The following is a 14,936-nucleotide window of genomic DNA, read 5'->3' on the forward strand; positions in this document are numbered from 1 at the left end:
CGAAACCGCTATCGTCCGGAGATCTTTTCTGCATGAACCAATCCGCCTTCGATGATGATCCGGACAAGGAGCAGCCGCTGGATCCCGCCGCCGAGCGTCTGCAACGAAAATTGAAGCGCTTGCTCGGCGTTTCCAGCCTCATCATGGTTTTGGGCTTTATCGCCGTTTTTGCCGCAATCCTATATCGCGTCACATCGGGCGATGCGCAAGCGGACCTGGATGAGATTGCCGCGACCGTCGCGATCGAGGCGAATGCGCAAGTCGTCGATATCGAAATCGCCGATGGCCGCATCGTCGCTCTGCTGAGGACGGAAAACGGCACTTACCTCGTCTATATAGATCCGGCTACTGGCCGCGAAATCGGCAGGACGGAATTCGTCTCGCGTTGAATATTCGCCGGCTTTTCCTCAGGTGGGTATTTTGCCGGAAATGGGACTTGCAATAAGCCGGGCGAGCGGTTAGATAACCGCCTCTGTCCGAAGGACATGACCGCTGCCCCCATCGTCTAGCGGTCTAGGACGCCGCCCTCTCACGGCGGAAACAGGGGTTCGAGTCCCCTTGGGGGTGCCATTTTCCCGGCGCGGGACAGCATGTGTTCCCGGCACTCCGGGAGATAAAATCTTCCCTTGCAGCTTAACGATGCACAGTCAGGCGCTAGGCTGACACCGCCAGCTTTCTTGCATTGATGTCTTTCACCGTGCGGCGCAATTCGCCGAATTCGCTTCGGAACGCCACCGGGCGGAATTTCTTCAAGAGCTCCCTGTCGAGTTTCGCACCCATTTCAAGCAGGATGGCGTAGGCCACGCGCCGCGAGTAATATTGTTTGTAGGAGCGTTCCTCGGTGAGGGCAGCGAAGATATCGCAAATCGTGATGATGCGGACGAGCGGCGATATACGGTCACCCCTGAGCCCCTGCGGATAGCCCGATCCGTCAAGATATTCGTGGTGCGAATATGCCACCTCAATGATCCGTTCATCCATGTTCGCTTGTGATGAAAGGATTTCCCGGCCGAACTCGGGGTGGCGCTTGACCAGACCGCATTCCTCCTCATCAAGCTCTCCGGGTTTGTCCAGAACTGAGAGAGGAATACGGACCTTGCCAATGTCGTGAAGCAGCCCGGCATGCACCAGTATGTTTATCGTCTCGGTATCCAGCCCCAATTCCTCGCCGAATGCAGCGGCGTATCCGCTCACCATCATGGAATGGCAGTAGGTGTGGCTGTGATGTTTCTGCACGACGTCCATCCAGCTATCGACGCCTTGGCCATGAACTGCGTCGATCACATTCCTGGCGCAGGCGAGGATGCCGGATTCGGGCAGAGGGGCTTCGACTATGGCTGACTGCGTGATATCCGCGTAAAGCGAATCCACGCGCATCGCCGCGGCAGCGGCTGCATTCGCCTCTACCCGATAGAACGGGTTGCCGAGGTCGCGGAAGATCTTTCGTAATGAAAGATTGATCACGCACTTTGATTCGGCGCGGCCGAGTATGGTCGCGCCGCCGATCGCGCAGGCCTGGACGATTTCCTGGCGGTCGCTCCTGGAGGCGAAAACGATCTTCGGTTTGTCCGGCAGGATTCGGAACAGCTTGCGAATGAAGGAGACATTCGCTTCCGAGTTGAGGCTGAGATCCATGACAAGCATGCTTGCCTCGCTGGCTTGCTCGATCTTGAAGCCGGAGACAGGCTGAAATTTCGCCCGGCAGAGATAGGGGATCGTTTTAACCATGCCTCGAGGCGAATTATCGTCATCCAGAATTATCAGAGCGTCGATCATAAATCTCTTGGCCCTCGCTCATGAATTAAGTAAATGCCTTAGCGGAAAGGATCGTTCGCTCGCGTTAATACAACGTAAAGTTACATTGAGAATCAGGCTGTGGCGTTTTGGAAGAGGATTGTGCAAGCCTTGGAGTTAAATTTCCGTTCGGAAGCGTGCTTTTATAAATTCGGTTTATAAATAGAAATCTTGAGTAGCGAAAGCGACGGATTTATCAGCGATGCGCCGCAATATTGGATGGGTTGGTGGAGTTTTCTACTGTTTTTTCAGTTATTTCCTTGCGCGCCGCAAGAATTTTCCGCGCCAGGGTACCCAGGCGCGCGTTTCCGTCGCTGTACTCCTTCTCTAGCTTCAGCGCGGCCAGGTCCGCGTCATCCGCAAGCTGCGCCGTGATGCGCGCCGCTATGTCTTTGAGGGCTTCGCGCAGCCCGCTTGTTTCGCCGCCGCCAAGGACCTGCCGAAGGCTTGCGTTTTCCTCCTCAAGAACCGCAATGCGGGTTTTGAGATCGCCATCTTCCATATCGTAAGATAGTCCCGAAGCATTATCTTCAAGACGCTCCAGCTGCAGGTTGAGCCTCGTGATTTCCGCCTGGGCGGCAATGTAGCGCGTCTCCATGTCGAAGATCTTGTTTTCTAGCGCCTTTTGCTTGTCGCGCGCGGCTTTGTCCGCCGGCACAATTTCCCTGCTGCCCTGAGTTGCCGTGTCCGCCTCGCGCAGTTTCGCCTCCACCTTGCGCAGTTTTTCCGTAAGCGAGGCGTTTTCCAGTTCAAGCGTGGCAATCTTCGTAATGGCGGCCGCATTCGCTGACGCGGCTATTTCCTCGGTCAAAGATTCATCGTGCTCGTCGTTCCCGCTTTCCGCCGGCGAAAGCGCAGAAGGTGGAGCCTCAGATTCATTGGCCGGCTGCGAACGGGCCAACCTAACCGCTTCCCGTTTGGTTTTCAGGTCGAGTTCGCGCTGCAGATTGCGGGCAATGCCGTTCGCCCGTGCGAGATCGGATTCAAGAGAGGTGATCTTCTGATGAAGCTCCTCGTTTCGAGCGGCCGCCTCGTCGAGCATTCGAGCGCTTGCGTCACGCTCCTGTTTCATCGCCGTCGCGTGGGCTTCCGACCGGTCCCGCTCGATACGGTTTTCGGCAAGTTCGGAATAAAGACCTTCGAGGCGTTTTTCCAACTTGCAGCAGGCAACGGCGTGCTGGGCCCGCAAGGCGCTCATTTCCGCCCTTGCGTCACTTGCGGAAAGCGGGCTGGTCGCCTCGATAGCCTGATGCGTCAACCTCACGGCACGTCTCCAGACGGCCGGTATGATCGCCACCGAAATCAGCCCGGCTACGAAGAAGCCGAGCGCCCCGTACATCAATACTTCAATCAAGACCGTACACCGCGTCCTTTCGGCAGGCTTTGCTGACAATTCTCCTTAACCGAGAAAGGCATGCCGGCCAAGTCAAACCCGGTAACACAGTGAAATGTAATGCTCTGACGCGCGGGTTCGAGAGGCCCGAACCTCAGAAGGGATTCCAGGTCGGAGACCGGGTGAATTTCAGGTAGCCGACATTTATACCAAGCCGGGCACCGACGCCGGCGCGAACCGGCACTACGAAAATGTCATGGTTGGACAGCACCGTCATCCCGAAGCCGCCGACGAGATAGGCCGAACCGTTCACGCCGACGTAACGCCGATAGATAGCATCCGTCGCCGGGAGGTTGTAGACCAGCATCATGACGCGTGCGCCGTCGCCGCCGAAATCCCAACCGATCGATGGCCCTTGCCAGAAGACCTTGTGGACACCGGCGTTGCGCGTATAGAGATCGCCTTCGCCGTAACGCGCGCCTGCCACGATCGCGCCGGAGCCTTCTTCGCCAAGAATATATCCATTTGGCTCACCATATTGCTTTACGGCATGTTCGACGACGGACGCGAGGCCGCCCGATATCTGACCGAAGAAACGGTGGCCGGCATCGACCAACTCGCTTTGGCTGTAGGTCTGGGGTTGCTGGGCATTCGCCGTCGCCGCGAAGAGAGTAGACAGGGCGGCAAGTGACAGGGCGACAAGGGTCAGCAGGCGATGAGGGCAGCCCGCGGTCCGCTTGATCATGCTTCAATCCTTCTATCCGCGGCCGCTCGTCCGGCGGCTCATTTGGTCGACCCAGGTCCGGCTACGGCCGTTGTTCCACGGAAAGTAACTGCGCTCTCCGGGAGTGACTTCGACCTGGTATCCGGTACCGTGCGTCTTGCCCGCCGGCTGAGAATCGCATGAACCTTCCCGGAGCGAATCACGGAACCGAATCAATGAAACAGTGTAGACGAAATCGGATCAGATTATGGTCCGTGGCCGGTCTATCCCATGCTTTGTCGCTTTTTCTGGCATTCGCCGTCATGGCCGAGGGGCTGGATTACGCGGTTGACCCGTCTACCGGCTATGCGCTGAGCGGACACGATCCGCTTTCCTATTTCATCGACGGCAGGCCCCGCAGCGGCGATGCGTCCATAGAGTACCGCTGGGACGGAGCGGTATGGGTTTTTGTCAATGAAGGAAACCGGGATGCTTTTGCGTCCGATCCGGACGTCTACGCACCGCAATTTTCGGGATGCGATCCGCACGCCCTGTCCGAGGGCTATGCGACCATTGGCAATCCGGCGATATTCGCGATCATAGACCGCCGCCTCTACCTGTTTCATTCAGAAGTGAACCGGTTTCTCTTCCTCTCCAATCCTTCCCTGCTTCTTGAAGAGGCAAGGACCAGGGCGCGATCGCTCGATTGCCGGACAGGCTGAAGCATGTCGAAAGGCTGGCTTGGCACGGGCTTGCGGCAAGTGTAACCCTGTCAAGGCCGGTCGAATCATCGTGCAACGGTCCGGCCGATGCGGCTTCAGGGGAAAGCTTTGCGCTAGAGGTAGGCTCATGACGACGATTAACGATCTTTCCGCGCTCGATCTCGCAGCTCTGGTCGCCAGTCGCGTGTGCCACGATATCATATCCCCCGTAGGAGCGATTACGAGCGGTCTTGAGGTCCTCGACGAGGAGGGCAACGAGGACATGCGGGAATTCGCGATGGACCTGATCCGCAGCAGTTCGCGGCGAGCCTCGGCGAAGCTCCAGTTTGCGCGCCTTGCCTTCGGTGCGGCGGGGTCCGCCGGCTCGGCGATCGACCTTGGCGACGCGCAAAAGGTCGCGGAAGGGTTCATGGAGAACGAGAAGGCGGAGCTCGAATGGAATGTGCCGCGCCTCCTGATGGCCAAGAACAAGGTCAAGCTCCTGCTCAACCTCATTCTCATTGCCAATCAGTGCGTGCCACGCGGCGGCCTGATCGTGGTGAAAATGGACGGTGACGAGGAGCGTCCGGCCTTCTCGCTCCGTGCCACCGGCGACTATGCCAAGATCCCTGCCGTGATGACCGAAATCCTGTCCGGCGAGGACGTCGAACGCATCGATGCGCATTCGGTTCAGCCGGCTTATACCCTTATGCTCGCTGAAGATTCCAACATGAATTTACAGATTGTTAAGCAAGAAGAAGCTGTTTTGATTACTTCCGCAGCGAGAGATTAGACGGCCGCAAAACGAAGTTCGATCGTTTCAGTCTATCTTAACAGTTGAACGTCACACTCCTCGACAGTCATAAGGCGCCGGGTGGCCTCCCGGATGCTCCCAATAGTAACCAGTCGGGTGAGTGTGGCCATGGACGATCTCCTTAGCGAGTTTCTTACTGAGACGAATGAAAGCCTCGACGTCGTCGACGTCGAGCTTGTGAAATTTGAACAAGAACCCAACAACGCGACTATTCTCGATAATATTTTTCGTCTGGTCCACACGATCAAGGGAACCTGCGGCTTCCTTGGTTTGCCCCGGCTGGAAGCGTTGGCGCATGCGGCCGAGACGCTTATGGGCAAATTCCGAGACGGTTCGCCGGTTACGCCGGAAGCCGTTTCCCTGATCCTCAATTCGATCGACCGGATCAAGGAAATTCTCTCGGAACTGGAAGCCGCCGGCGGGGCAGAGCCTGAAGGGTCGGATGACGATCTGATTTCCGAGCTGGAGCGCATGTCCTTGAGCGCGGAAGCCGGGTCCGGGGAGGATGAGGCCGAAGGCGAGGAAGCGGCGGACGATCACGCGGAGGGCGAGCTCGTCTACCAGGTTCTGGAACGCCCCTTGCGCCCGGGAGAGGTGTCTCTCGACGACCTGGAAAAGGCATTCCAGGAGACGGAGGCCGAGGTTGAGCTGCCCGATACCGCGGATGGCGAAGATGATCATGATGACCAGCCGGGCGAAATTCTAACGGGCGCGGAAGCGGCCGACGCCGACGCCGACGGGAAAAAGCCCACGGTGGAAAAGAAGAAGCAAAACAAGTCGGGCAAGAGCGGAAGTGTTTCGAACCAGACCATTCGCGTTTCCGTGGAAACGCTGGAACACCTGATGACGATGGTGTCCGAGCTGGTCCTGACGCGAAATCAGTTGCTGGAAATTGTGCGGCGCCATGAGGATTCCGAATTCAAGGTTCCGCTGCAACGTCTTTCGAACGTGACGGCCGAGCTACAGGAAGGCGTCATGAAGACGCGCATGCAGCCGATCGGCAATGCATGGCAGAAACTGCCGCGGATCGTGCGCGATCTCAGTCAGGAACTCGAAAAGCCGATCGAGCTTGAGATGGTCGGCGCGGACACCGAGCTCGACCGGCAGGTTCTGGAGCTCATCAAGGATCCGCTGACCCACATGGTCCGCAACTCCGCCGACCACGGCCTGGAGATGCCGGCGGACCGGCGTGCCGCCGGCAAGTCGGACAAGGGTACCATTACCTTGTCCGCCTATCATGAAGGCGGTCACATCATCATCGAGGTGCGCGACAACGGGCGAGGGCTCGATGTCGACAAGATCAAGGCGAAAGCCGTTAGCAACGGGCTGGCGAGCGAGGCCGAGCTGGAGAAGATGACGGATCAGCAGATCCATCGTTTCATCTTCCATGCAGGTTTCTCCACCGCAGCCCAGGTGACGAGCGTATCCGGCCGCGGCGTCGGCATGGATGTCGTGCGCAACAACATCGAGCTTATTGGCGGATCGGTCGATCTTCGCTCCGTACCCGGTAAGGGCACGAGCTTCATCATCAAGATCCCGCTGACGCTTGCGATCGTCTCCACGCTCATCGTCGAGGCTTCCGGCGACCGTTTCGCGATCCCGCAGCTTTCGGTGGTGGAACTGGTGCGTGTCCAGACCAACTCGGAGCACAAGATCGAGCGCATCAAGGACACGCCTGTTCTTCGGCTGCGTAACAAGCTTTTGCCGCTTGTCCATCTCTCGCATCTGCTCGGAATTTCCGAAGAGCCGGTGGATGACAACGCGATCGAGCAGGACAACGGTTTCATCGTCGTCATGCAGGTCGGCAGCCAGACCTTCGGTGTCGTGGTGGACGGGGTTTTCCATACCGAGGAAATCGTCGTGAAGCCGATGTCCACCATGCTTCGCAATCTGACGATGTTCTCGGGCAACACGATCCTGGGAGATGGTTCGGTGATCATGATCATCGATCCGAACGGGGTCGCAAGCGCCATGGCAAGCCATGCATCCAGCGCTGTCGCAGAGGAAAACGCCACGGAGCAGGCCGACCTCCTTCAGGAGGCGATCGACGGGCAGGCGACGATTTCCATGCTTCTCTTCCGCGCCGGTTCGCCGGAACCGAAGGCCGTGCCGCTTTCTCTCGTTACGCGGTTGGAGGAATTCGAGGTTTCCAAGATCGAGCGTTCAAACGGGCGAGACCTGGTTCAGTATCGCGGGGCGCTCATGCCGCTCGTCTATGTCGATCCGGGACACACGCACCGCGCAGAAGGGACGCAGCCGATGCTCGTCTTCTCCGACTCCGGCCGCTCCATGGGCCTCGTTGTCGACGAGATCGTGGACATCGTCGAGGATCGCATGAACATCGAGGTCGGCTCGGAGCGCGCCGGCATCCTCGGCTCGGCGGTCATCAAGGAGCGGGCGACTGAGATCATCGACCTTGGATATTATCTGCCGCAGGCTTTCGACGACTGGTTCATGCGCAAGGAAATGGAATCTTCGGCGCTGACCAAGAAGGTCCTCCTTGTCGACGACAGCGCATTCTTCCGCAACATGCTGACCCCCGTCCTCAAGGCGGCCGGTTACGACGTGACCGCTTGCGGAAGCGCACAAGCCGCTTTCGAGCAGCTTGAAAACGGCGATACGTTCAATGCGATCGTCAGCGACATAGAAATGCCGGAGATTAACGGCTTCGAATTGTGCGAGGCATTAAGGCGTGACCAGCGTTTCCGCCAGATGCCGATCCTGGCGCTTTCGGCGGTCGTTACGCCGGCCTCAATTGAACGCGGGCGCCAGGCGGGTTTCGACGACTATGTGGCGAAGTTCGACCGTCCTGGCCTGATCGCGGCGCTCAAGGATGTCTTCTCCGGTGAACTGGGAATTGCAGCATGACGAAACAGGATGTTTTCTCAACCGCAACCGACGATACGGTCCAATACGTCACGGTCGTGATCGGGGGACAGCTCTTCGGCCTGCCGATTTCCCAGGTGCATGACGTATTCATGCCGGAAACCGTCACCCGCGTGCCCCTGGCCGCGCGGGAGGTGGCCGGGGTTCTCAATTTGCGGGGCCGCATCGTAACCGCCATCGACATGCGCAAACGGTTGCATCTGGAGCCGCGCGAAATGGGGCAGATGATGGCCGTCGGCATCGAACACAAGGGAGAATCCTACGGCCTTGTGATTGATTCGGTTGGCGAGGTGCTGACTCTGAGCGCGGACACGCGCGAGGCGAACCCTACAAATCTCGACAAGCGCTGGGCGGAGATCGCGGGTGGCGTTCATCGTCTGGAGGGAAAACTCATGGTGATTCTCGATGTGGAACGGCTACTCGGCTCGATGATCGAGCCGATGGCGGCTTGAGGAACAGTAGGTCGGGGCGGGGCGTCGGTTCTCGGGAGCAAATGTAGATGAAGCACTGTTTGGTTGTTGACGATTCCAGCGTCATTCGCAAAGTCGCCCGGCGCATTCTGGAGGATCTGGATTTCGACATTGCAGAGGCCGAGGACGGCAAGCAAGCCCTTGAAGCTTGCCGTGACCAGATGCCGGATGCGATCCTTCTGGATTGGAACATGCCCGTGATGGACGGGCTTGAGTTTCTGACGACGCTTCGCCGGGAGACGGGTGGCGACAAGCCCATCGTCGTCTTCTGCACGACGGAAAACGATGTCGCTCATATCACGCGCGCCATCCGCGCGGGTGCGAATGAATACATCATGAAACCGTTCGACAAGGAGATAGTGGAAGCCAAGTTCCAGGAAGTCGGCTTGATCTAGGGCGGGCCCATCGCATGACGGTTGCAAATGAGGCCAGGGATCGGGCGGCGGGCTCTGCCGCCGATCCGATCCGGGTCATGGTTGTCGACGACTCGGTCGTCATTCGCGGACTTCTTGGCCGATGGGTGGATGGAGATCCTGACCTGTCGCTGGTGGCATCGCACAGGAACGGCAAGGTTGCGCTCGACGACATCGAAAGGAGCAATCCCGATGTCGTGATCCTCGATATCGAGATGCCGGAGATGGACGGGCTGACCGCGCTTCCTCTCATGTTGCGCAAGAAGCGCGATCTCGTCGTGCTCATGGCTTCGACGCTCACGCGGCGAAATGCCGAGATAAGCCTCCGGGCCTTGTCGCTTGGCGCGCAGGACTACATCCCGAAGCCGGAGAGCAAGAGCGAAGTCACGACATCGGTGGATTTCCGTAGGGAGATCATCGAAAAGGTGAAGACGCTGGGCGCTCGTGCCCGCGGGGGGCAACGTCCGGGCCGGCAAATACGGGCGCAGGCCGTTGGCGAGCGCGTGGTTCCGTTACACAGCGTCACGCCGCCTGCTCACGCGCGGCCGACGGGTTTTCGGGCGTCTGTAAAACCTGCGATGCCGCGGCCGGCGGTGCGGCCATATCCATCCGTGCGCCCGCGCGTTGTCGTGATCGGTTCATCGACGGGCGGCCCGCAAGCGCTACAGCAGGTCATGCGCGATATCGGCACGGCAATTCGTCAGGTTCCGGTCGTCGTCACGCAGCATATGCCGCCGACGTTCACGGCGATCCTTGCCGAACATCTCGGCAAGGCGGCCATGCGTCCGGCCAAGGAGGCCGGTGATGGAGACGTGCTTCAGCCCGGTCACATCTATGTGGCGCCGGGAGGGCGCCACCTTGTCCTTGAAAAGAACCACGGGCAGGCGGTTGCGCGCCTTACGGACGACGCGCCGGTAAACTTCTGCAAGCCCGCTGTCGACCCGCTGTTCGACAGCGCGGCCAAGGTGTTCGGTTCTTCCGTGCTTGCGGTGGTCCTGACCGGGATGGGGCATGACGGCGCAGACGGCGTCAAGACGATCGCGGCCGGAGGCGGAGCCGTCATCGCCCAGGATGAGGCAAGCAGTGTCGTCTGGGGAATGCCGGGTGCGGCCGCGCAAACCGGGCAATGCAACGATATTCTGCCCCTTCAGGAGATCGGGCCAAAAATTGCAAAAATACTTGGTGGAGGCGTTCGGTGACCCCGTTTGAATATGACTTTCTAAGACGCCTGCTGAAGACGCAGTCCGGTCTGGTCCTCTCCGACGAGAAGCAGTATCTCGTGGAAAGCAGATTGCTGCCGGTAGCGCGCCGGGCCGGTCTTGGCAGCCTGAGCGAGCTTGTTGCCGCAATCCAGAAACCTTCCGGAAAGCAGCTTTCGGACAGTGTCGTCGAAGCCATGACGACAAATGAGTCCTTCTTCTTTCGCGACAAGACGCCGTTCGATCACTTCCGCGAAGTCATGATGCCGGATCTGCTTTCGGCGCGCGCCGGCAGGCGGCGTATCAAGATATGGTGTGCCGCCGCATCCTCGGGTCAGGAGCCTTATTCGCTTGCCATCAGCCTCAAGGAGATGGCGGCCAAGGTGGCCGGATGGTCGGTCGAGATTCTCGGTACGGATCTATCCAACGAGATACTGGACAAGGCCAGGAACGGCATCTACAGCCAATTCGAGGTTCAGCGCGGCCTGCCGATCCAGATGCTTGTGAAGTTCTTCGCCCAAAAAGGCGAGCTCTGGCAGATAAATCCGGATATCCGCGCCATGGTGAAGTGGCGCAAGTTCAATCTGCTGGACAGTTTTGCAGGTATTGGCGAACAGGACATCGTTTTTTGCCGGAACGTGCTGATCTATTTCGACCAGCAGACGAAAATCGATATTTTGCACAAGATTGCGCGGCTTATGCCGAGTGATGGCTATCTAGTGCTCGGTGCGGCGGAAACGGTGGTCGGTCTTACGGATGCTTTCCAGCCTGTGCAGGGCAGGCGCGGCCTCTACCAGTTGAAAGCCGCCGCGGCGACGAAACCCGTGGGGCCGCGTCTTGCCGCTGTCGGCGGGTCGAATGCCCGTTGATCGCGGTTGAAATCGAATAATTGAATTGTCCGTCAACAAAGAAAATCGAGGCCGGGAGCAAAGTGCTGCTTCCGGCTTTCGTATGGCCATCCGCTGAATGTCGCCGGGCTGCTTCGTGAAACAAAAAAACCGCCGTGCCTCGGCAGGACGGTTTTTTCTTTCGCCAGGTTGCTGGCCTGTCAGGCGGCCTTTTCTTCGGGCTCGCGCAACACGTACCCCCTGCCCCAGACGGTTTCGATGTAATTCTTGCCGTCGGTCGCTGTCGCAAGCTTCTTGCGCAGCTTGCAGATGAAGACGTCGATAATCTTCAGTTCCGGCTCGTCCATGCCGCCGTAGAGATGATTTAGGAACATCTCCTTGGTCAGCGTCGTGCCTTTGCGCAGCGAAAGCAATTCGAGCATCTGGTATTCCTTACCGGTCAGATGCACGCGCTGGCCGGCAACTTCGACGGTCTTCGTGTCGAGGTTGACCGTAAGGTCTCCAGTGTTGATGACGGACTGCGCATGACCCTTGGAGCGGCGCACGATCGCATGGATACGCGCGACGAGTTCATCCTTGTGAAAGGGCTTCGTCATGTAGTCGTCGGCGCCGAAGCCGAGACCGCGAACCTTATCCTCGATGCCGGCAAGGCCTGAGAGGATCAGGATCGGAGTCTTGACCTTGGACACGCGCAGCGTCCGCAGGACCTCGTACCCGGACATGTCCGGCAAGTTGAGATCCAGCATAATGATGTCGTAGTCGTAAAGCTTGCCGAGGTCTATGCCTTCCTCGCCAAGATCCGTCGTGTAGACGTTGAAGTTTTCGGACTTGAGCATCAGCTCGATGCTTTGCGCCGTGGCGCCATCGTCCTCAATCAACAGCACACGCATACCAATCCCCTTTACTGCCTATCCTGGGCAGGCCGCGCCGGACTCGGCGCCACCGGTGCAAAGGACTGCGAATAACCACGGTCATCTTCCGATCAAATGGTTAACAAATCCTAATTCGCACCCGCAAGGGTGTGGTGGAAAAGGCCGGGATTTATTCCCAAGATTTTGAAAAATCTTCAAAAATCGCCTCTGAAGATTCTTCTCATCTTACATTAAAGAATCAGGTTAACCGATTCTTGCGACTCATCCTCCACACCCGAACGTCCCATACTTCAGTTCACCATCCTAGAAAGCCCTCGCCAATTAAGATTAATCAGACTCGTAAATGATAGGTTACCGTTGATTCGCAAAATCGAACGTGAGTCGGCAAGCATGGAACCGCTTTTCGCAGAACTCGAATCACTGATGGCGAGTGAGATTTACGGTCGCGTGGTCTCGGTGCAGGGGCTTCTCGTCGAAGTCGCGGGGCCGGTCCATGAAATGCGCGTTGGCGGGTTGCTCCAGATCGAGGTGGGCGAGGGGGTTGAGCCGGTCTTCGCCGAGGTCGTCGGTTTTCGCGACTCTCGGGCACTTTGCATGCCTTTCGCCGGGCTTGAAGGTGTGCGCATGGGATGTCGCGCCATTCTTGCAGCACGCGAGAGTATTGTCCGCCCGAGCGCGGGATGGCTCGGCCGGGTTATCAACGCCATGGGGCAACCGATCGACGGCAAGGGGCCGCTGCCGCGCGGAGGGGAGCCGCGCAAGCTGCGTGCGACGCCGCCGGCGGCGAACGAGCGGTCGCGTGTGGGCCCGCCGGTCGACCTTGGTGTGCGGGCGCTCAACACTTTCGTAACCTGCTGCCTTGGGCAGCGTATGGGCATTTTCGCCGGTTCCGGCGTTGGTAAATCGGTTTTGATGTCGATGATCGCGCGGAACATGTCCACGGATATCGCCGTTATCGGTCTCATCGGCGAGCGCGGGCGCGAGGTTCAGGAATTCATCGAAGACGATCTCGGGCCGGAAGGCTTGAAGCGGACCGTCGTCGTGGTGGCGACATCGGATGAAAGCGTGCTGATGCGCCGTCAGGCGGCATATATGACGATGACGGTCGCCGAGTACTTTCGCGATTCGGGAAAAAACGTTCTCTGCATGATGGATTCCGTCACGCGGTTTGCCATGGCGCAGCGCGAGATCGGGCTTTCCATTGGCGAGCCGCCGACCTCCAAGGGCTATACGCCAACGGTGTTTACCGAGCTTCCCAGGCTTCTCGAGCGTGCCGGGCCCGGCAAGCAGGGTGCAGGTTCGATAACCGGCCTCTTCACCGTGCTCGTCGAGGGCGACAATCACAACGAGCCTGTTGCCGATGCGGTGCGCGGCATTCTTGACGGGCACATCGTGATGGAGCGGGCGATTGCCGAACGCGGGCGCTATCCGGCCATCAACGTTTTGAAGTCCGTCTCGCGCACGATGCCCCGCTGCGTGCCGTCCGAAATGCAGCCGGTCCTGCGCAAGGCCCGGCAACTGATGTCCACCTATACCGATATGGAAGAGCTCATTCGCCTCGGAGCGTACCGAAAGGGAACTGAGCCGACGGTGGATGAGGCGATCATGCGGCACGAGCCATTCGAAAATTTTCTTTCGCAAGGTAAGGATGATGCAACCACTCTTGATGAAGGATATCGGATGATTGCCAACCTTTTGGAAATGACTCCCGGTTAGAGTAACCCTGGAAAGGGGAGTATCGAGTCATGAAATCCCGTGGAAGCCTCATCAGGCTCAAGAAATTTCAGGTCGACGAGAAGCGTCGTCAGGTGACGCAGATCGAATCGATGATCGCCGAGTTCATGCGCATGGCGGAAGAACTCGACGAGCAGATCAGGGCGGAACAAACGCGCGTCGGGATCTCCGACGTGACCCATTTCGCCTATCCCACCTTCGCCAAGGCTGCAGCTCAGCGACGCGACAATCTGGTCAATTCGGCCGGTGAGCTGAAAGAGCAGCTTGAACGTGCCCAGGACGAGCTTACCGAGGCGGTCGAGGATTTGAAGAAGTTCGAGCTCATGGAGGAGCGTGATCTTCTGCGCGAAAAGTCCGAGGCTGAAGTTGCCGAACAGGATCAGCTCGACGAAATCGCTCAACGTGGGCGAGCTCAGGGTTTTTGATTTCCGAAAACCTTGACCGCGTTGTTTGCCGGCGTGTCGGGGGTACCGGCAGTGTTGCTGCACCCGAAGATACGCTGGGGTTCACTTCGCGCAGGCCCTCAGGAAACCGCGGCTGAATCCAGCCGCATCGCGCCGTTTCCCTGATCGTTCGCTTTGTCTTCGCTTCCGACATCCGCTCGCGCCGTTTCGCCGAATCGGATTTGAGACGACGGGGCGATATCGTTTCGATTATCTCCCAAATTGAGCTTTGCCGGGCGATCGCATTATAAGAACCGGAAAAGCGGCTGAGCGACGGGAGCCATCTTGCGATTCGTTCTGGCTATATTGCTGCCTCTGGCGACAGGATGTTTCGTCCTGGGTCTTGTCTTGCCGCTCATGAAAATGGAGCGGCTCTATTTTCTGGAAGACAAGCCATCGCTTCTGGAGATCGTTTCCGGCCTCTGGTCCGGGGGCGATACGCTCCTGGCATCCGTGGTCGCGACCTTTTCAATCCTTTTCCCGGCATTGAAGCTCTTCGGCCTGCATATGGCTGTGCTCGGCACATCGGCACGCCTGCCGCTTTCCATGCTCGCGGCGCTGGGTAAATGGTCGATGATGGATGTCATGCTGGTCGCGCTCGTGGTGTTCGCGGCAAAGACGAGCGGCCTTGCAACGGCAGCCGTTCTTCCCGGGCTCTGGCTCTATGGCGCGGCTACATTGCTGACGGCGGCTTCGGCCGCGATCGCAAGGCGGGTTTGAAAAGCG

General features: G+C 58.6%; 15 protein-coding genes and 1 tRNA gene. 12 read left to right on the forward strand and 4 right to left on the reverse strand.

The genetic code is table 11. The features are described 5' to 3' along the window. Nucleotides 1-32: 32 nt before the first annotated feature. The gene (locus tag HPQ64_RS06890) at nt 33-389 is read left to right on the forward strand and encodes a glycoside hydrolase family protein (protein ID WP_172887601.1); all 357 of its coding nucleotides are present in this window, start codon (nt 33-35) and stop codon (nt 387-389) included. Nucleotides 390-494: 105 nt separating this feature from the next. Further along, nucleotides 495-570, forward strand: a tRNA-Glu gene (locus HPQ64_RS06895). 84 nt (nt 571-654) lie between these two features. Here HPQ64_RS06895 and HPQ64_RS06900 read toward each other — a convergent pair. The 3 genes from HPQ64_RS06900 to HPQ64_RS06910 all read right to left on the reverse strand — a co-directional run bounded on the left by HPQ64_RS06900 (nt 655) and on the right by HPQ64_RS06910 (nt 3,872). Then, complete coding sequence (locus tag HPQ64_RS06900; protein WP_172887602.1) at nt 655-1,776, reverse strand: HD-GYP domain-containing protein; 1,122 nt, start codon at nt 1,774-1,776, stop codon at nt 655-657. 214 nt (nt 1,777-1,990) lie between these two features. Further along, entirely contained in the window at nt 1,991-3,148 is a 1,158-nt protein-coding gene (locus HPQ64_RS06905) for a coiled-coil domain-containing protein (RefSeq protein ID WP_172887604.1), read from the reverse strand. A gap of 133 nt (nt 3,149-3,281) precedes the next feature. Further along, on the reverse strand, nt 3,282-3,872 hold the full coding sequence (locus HPQ64_RS06910) for a DUF1134 domain-containing protein (RefSeq protein ID WP_172887606.1): 591 nt from the start codon (nt 3,870-3,872) through the stop codon (nt 3,282-3,284). Nucleotides 3,873-4,030: 158 nt separating this feature from the next. On the opposite strand from HPQ64_RS06910, the gene HPQ64_RS06915 reads away from it, so the two are divergent. The 7 genes from HPQ64_RS06915 (at nt 4,031) to HPQ64_RS06945 (ending at nt 11,182) form a co-directional block, all read left to right on the forward strand. Beyond that, nucleotides 4,031-4,552 carry a YHS domain-containing (seleno)protein gene (locus HPQ64_RS06915; RefSeq protein WP_210260117.1) on the forward strand — a complete coding sequence of 174 codons (522 nt, stop codon included), beginning with the start codon at nt 4,031-4,033 and terminating at the stop codon, nt 4,550-4,552. Nucleotides 4,553-4,679: 127 nt separating this feature from the next. Beyond that, nucleotides 4,680-5,324 (forward strand): histidine phosphotransferase ChpT, encoded by a 645-nt coding sequence (gene chpT, locus HPQ64_RS06920; RefSeq protein ID WP_172887608.1) that lies wholly within the window; start codon nt 4,680-4,682, stop codon nt 5,322-5,324. 129 nt (nt 5,325-5,453) lie between these two features. Further along, on the forward strand, nt 5,454-8,213 hold the full coding sequence (locus HPQ64_RS06925) for a hybrid sensor histidine kinase/response regulator (RefSeq protein WP_172887609.1): 2,760 nt from the start codon (nt 5,454-5,456) through the stop codon (nt 8,211-8,213). After that, nucleotides 8,210-8,683: a chemotaxis protein CheW gene (locus HPQ64_RS06930; protein ID WP_172887611.1), complete on the forward strand. Its 474-nt coding sequence runs from the start codon at nt 8,210-8,212 to the stop codon at nt 8,681-8,683. Before HPQ64_RS06925 ends, HPQ64_RS06930 begins: the two co-directional genes overlap by 4 nt. 47 nt (nt 8,684-8,730) lie before the next feature. Beyond that, nucleotides 8,731-9,096, forward strand: coding sequence for a response regulator (locus HPQ64_RS06935; protein ID WP_172887613.1), 366 nt, complete (start codon nt 8,731-8,733; stop codon nt 9,094-9,096). A 14-nt stretch (nt 9,097-9,110) separates the two neighbouring features. After that, a complete protein-coding gene (locus tag HPQ64_RS06940; protein ID WP_210260118.1) occupies nt 9,111-10,313 on the forward strand; it encodes a protein-glutamate methylesterase/protein-glutamine glutaminase in 1,203 nt (400 codons plus the stop codon). Beyond that, complete coding sequence (locus HPQ64_RS06945; protein ID WP_172887616.1) at nt 10,310-11,182, forward strand: protein-glutamate O-methyltransferase CheR; 873 nt, start codon at nt 10,310-10,312, stop codon at nt 11,180-11,182. The genes HPQ64_RS06940 and HPQ64_RS06945 overlap by 4 nt, the downstream gene beginning before the upstream one ends. A gap of 179 nt (nt 11,183-11,361) precedes the next feature. On the opposite strand, the gene ctrA is transcribed toward HPQ64_RS06945, so the two are convergent. After that, a complete protein-coding gene (gene ctrA, locus HPQ64_RS06950; protein WP_172887618.1) occupies nt 11,362-12,051 on the reverse strand; it encodes a response regulator transcription factor CtrA in 690 nt (229 codons plus the stop codon). 372 nt (nt 12,052-12,423) lie between these two features. Here ctrA and fliI point away from each other — a divergent pair, with 372 nt between their 5' ends. The 3 genes from fliI to HPQ64_RS06965 all read left to right on the forward strand — a co-directional run bounded on the left by fliI (nt 12,424) and on the right by HPQ64_RS06965 (nt 14,930). Then, entirely contained in the window at nt 12,424-13,749 is a 1,326-nt protein-coding gene (gene fliI / locus HPQ64_RS06955; RefSeq protein WP_172887620.1) for a flagellar protein export ATPase FliI, read from the forward strand. A 29-nt stretch (nt 13,750-13,778) separates the two neighbouring features. Further along, on the forward strand, nt 13,779-14,192 hold the full coding sequence (gene fliJ, locus HPQ64_RS06960; protein WP_172887622.1) for a flagellar export protein FliJ: 414 nt from the start codon (nt 13,779-13,781) through the stop codon (nt 14,190-14,192). A gap of 303 nt (nt 14,193-14,495) precedes the next feature. Continuing rightward, nucleotides 14,496-14,930 carry a paraquat-inducible protein A gene (locus HPQ64_RS06965; RefSeq protein WP_172887625.1) on the forward strand — a complete coding sequence of 145 codons (435 nt, stop codon included), beginning with the start codon at nt 14,496-14,498 and terminating at the stop codon, nt 14,928-14,930. The last annotated feature ends 6 nt before the right edge of the window (nt 14,931-14,936 follow it).

The sequence above is a fragment of the Hongsoonwoonella zoysiae genome (assembly GCF_013266695.1).
Taxonomy (GTDB): Bacteria; Pseudomonadota; Alphaproteobacteria; order Rhizobiales; family Stappiaceae; genus Hongsoonwoonella; species Hongsoonwoonella zoysiae.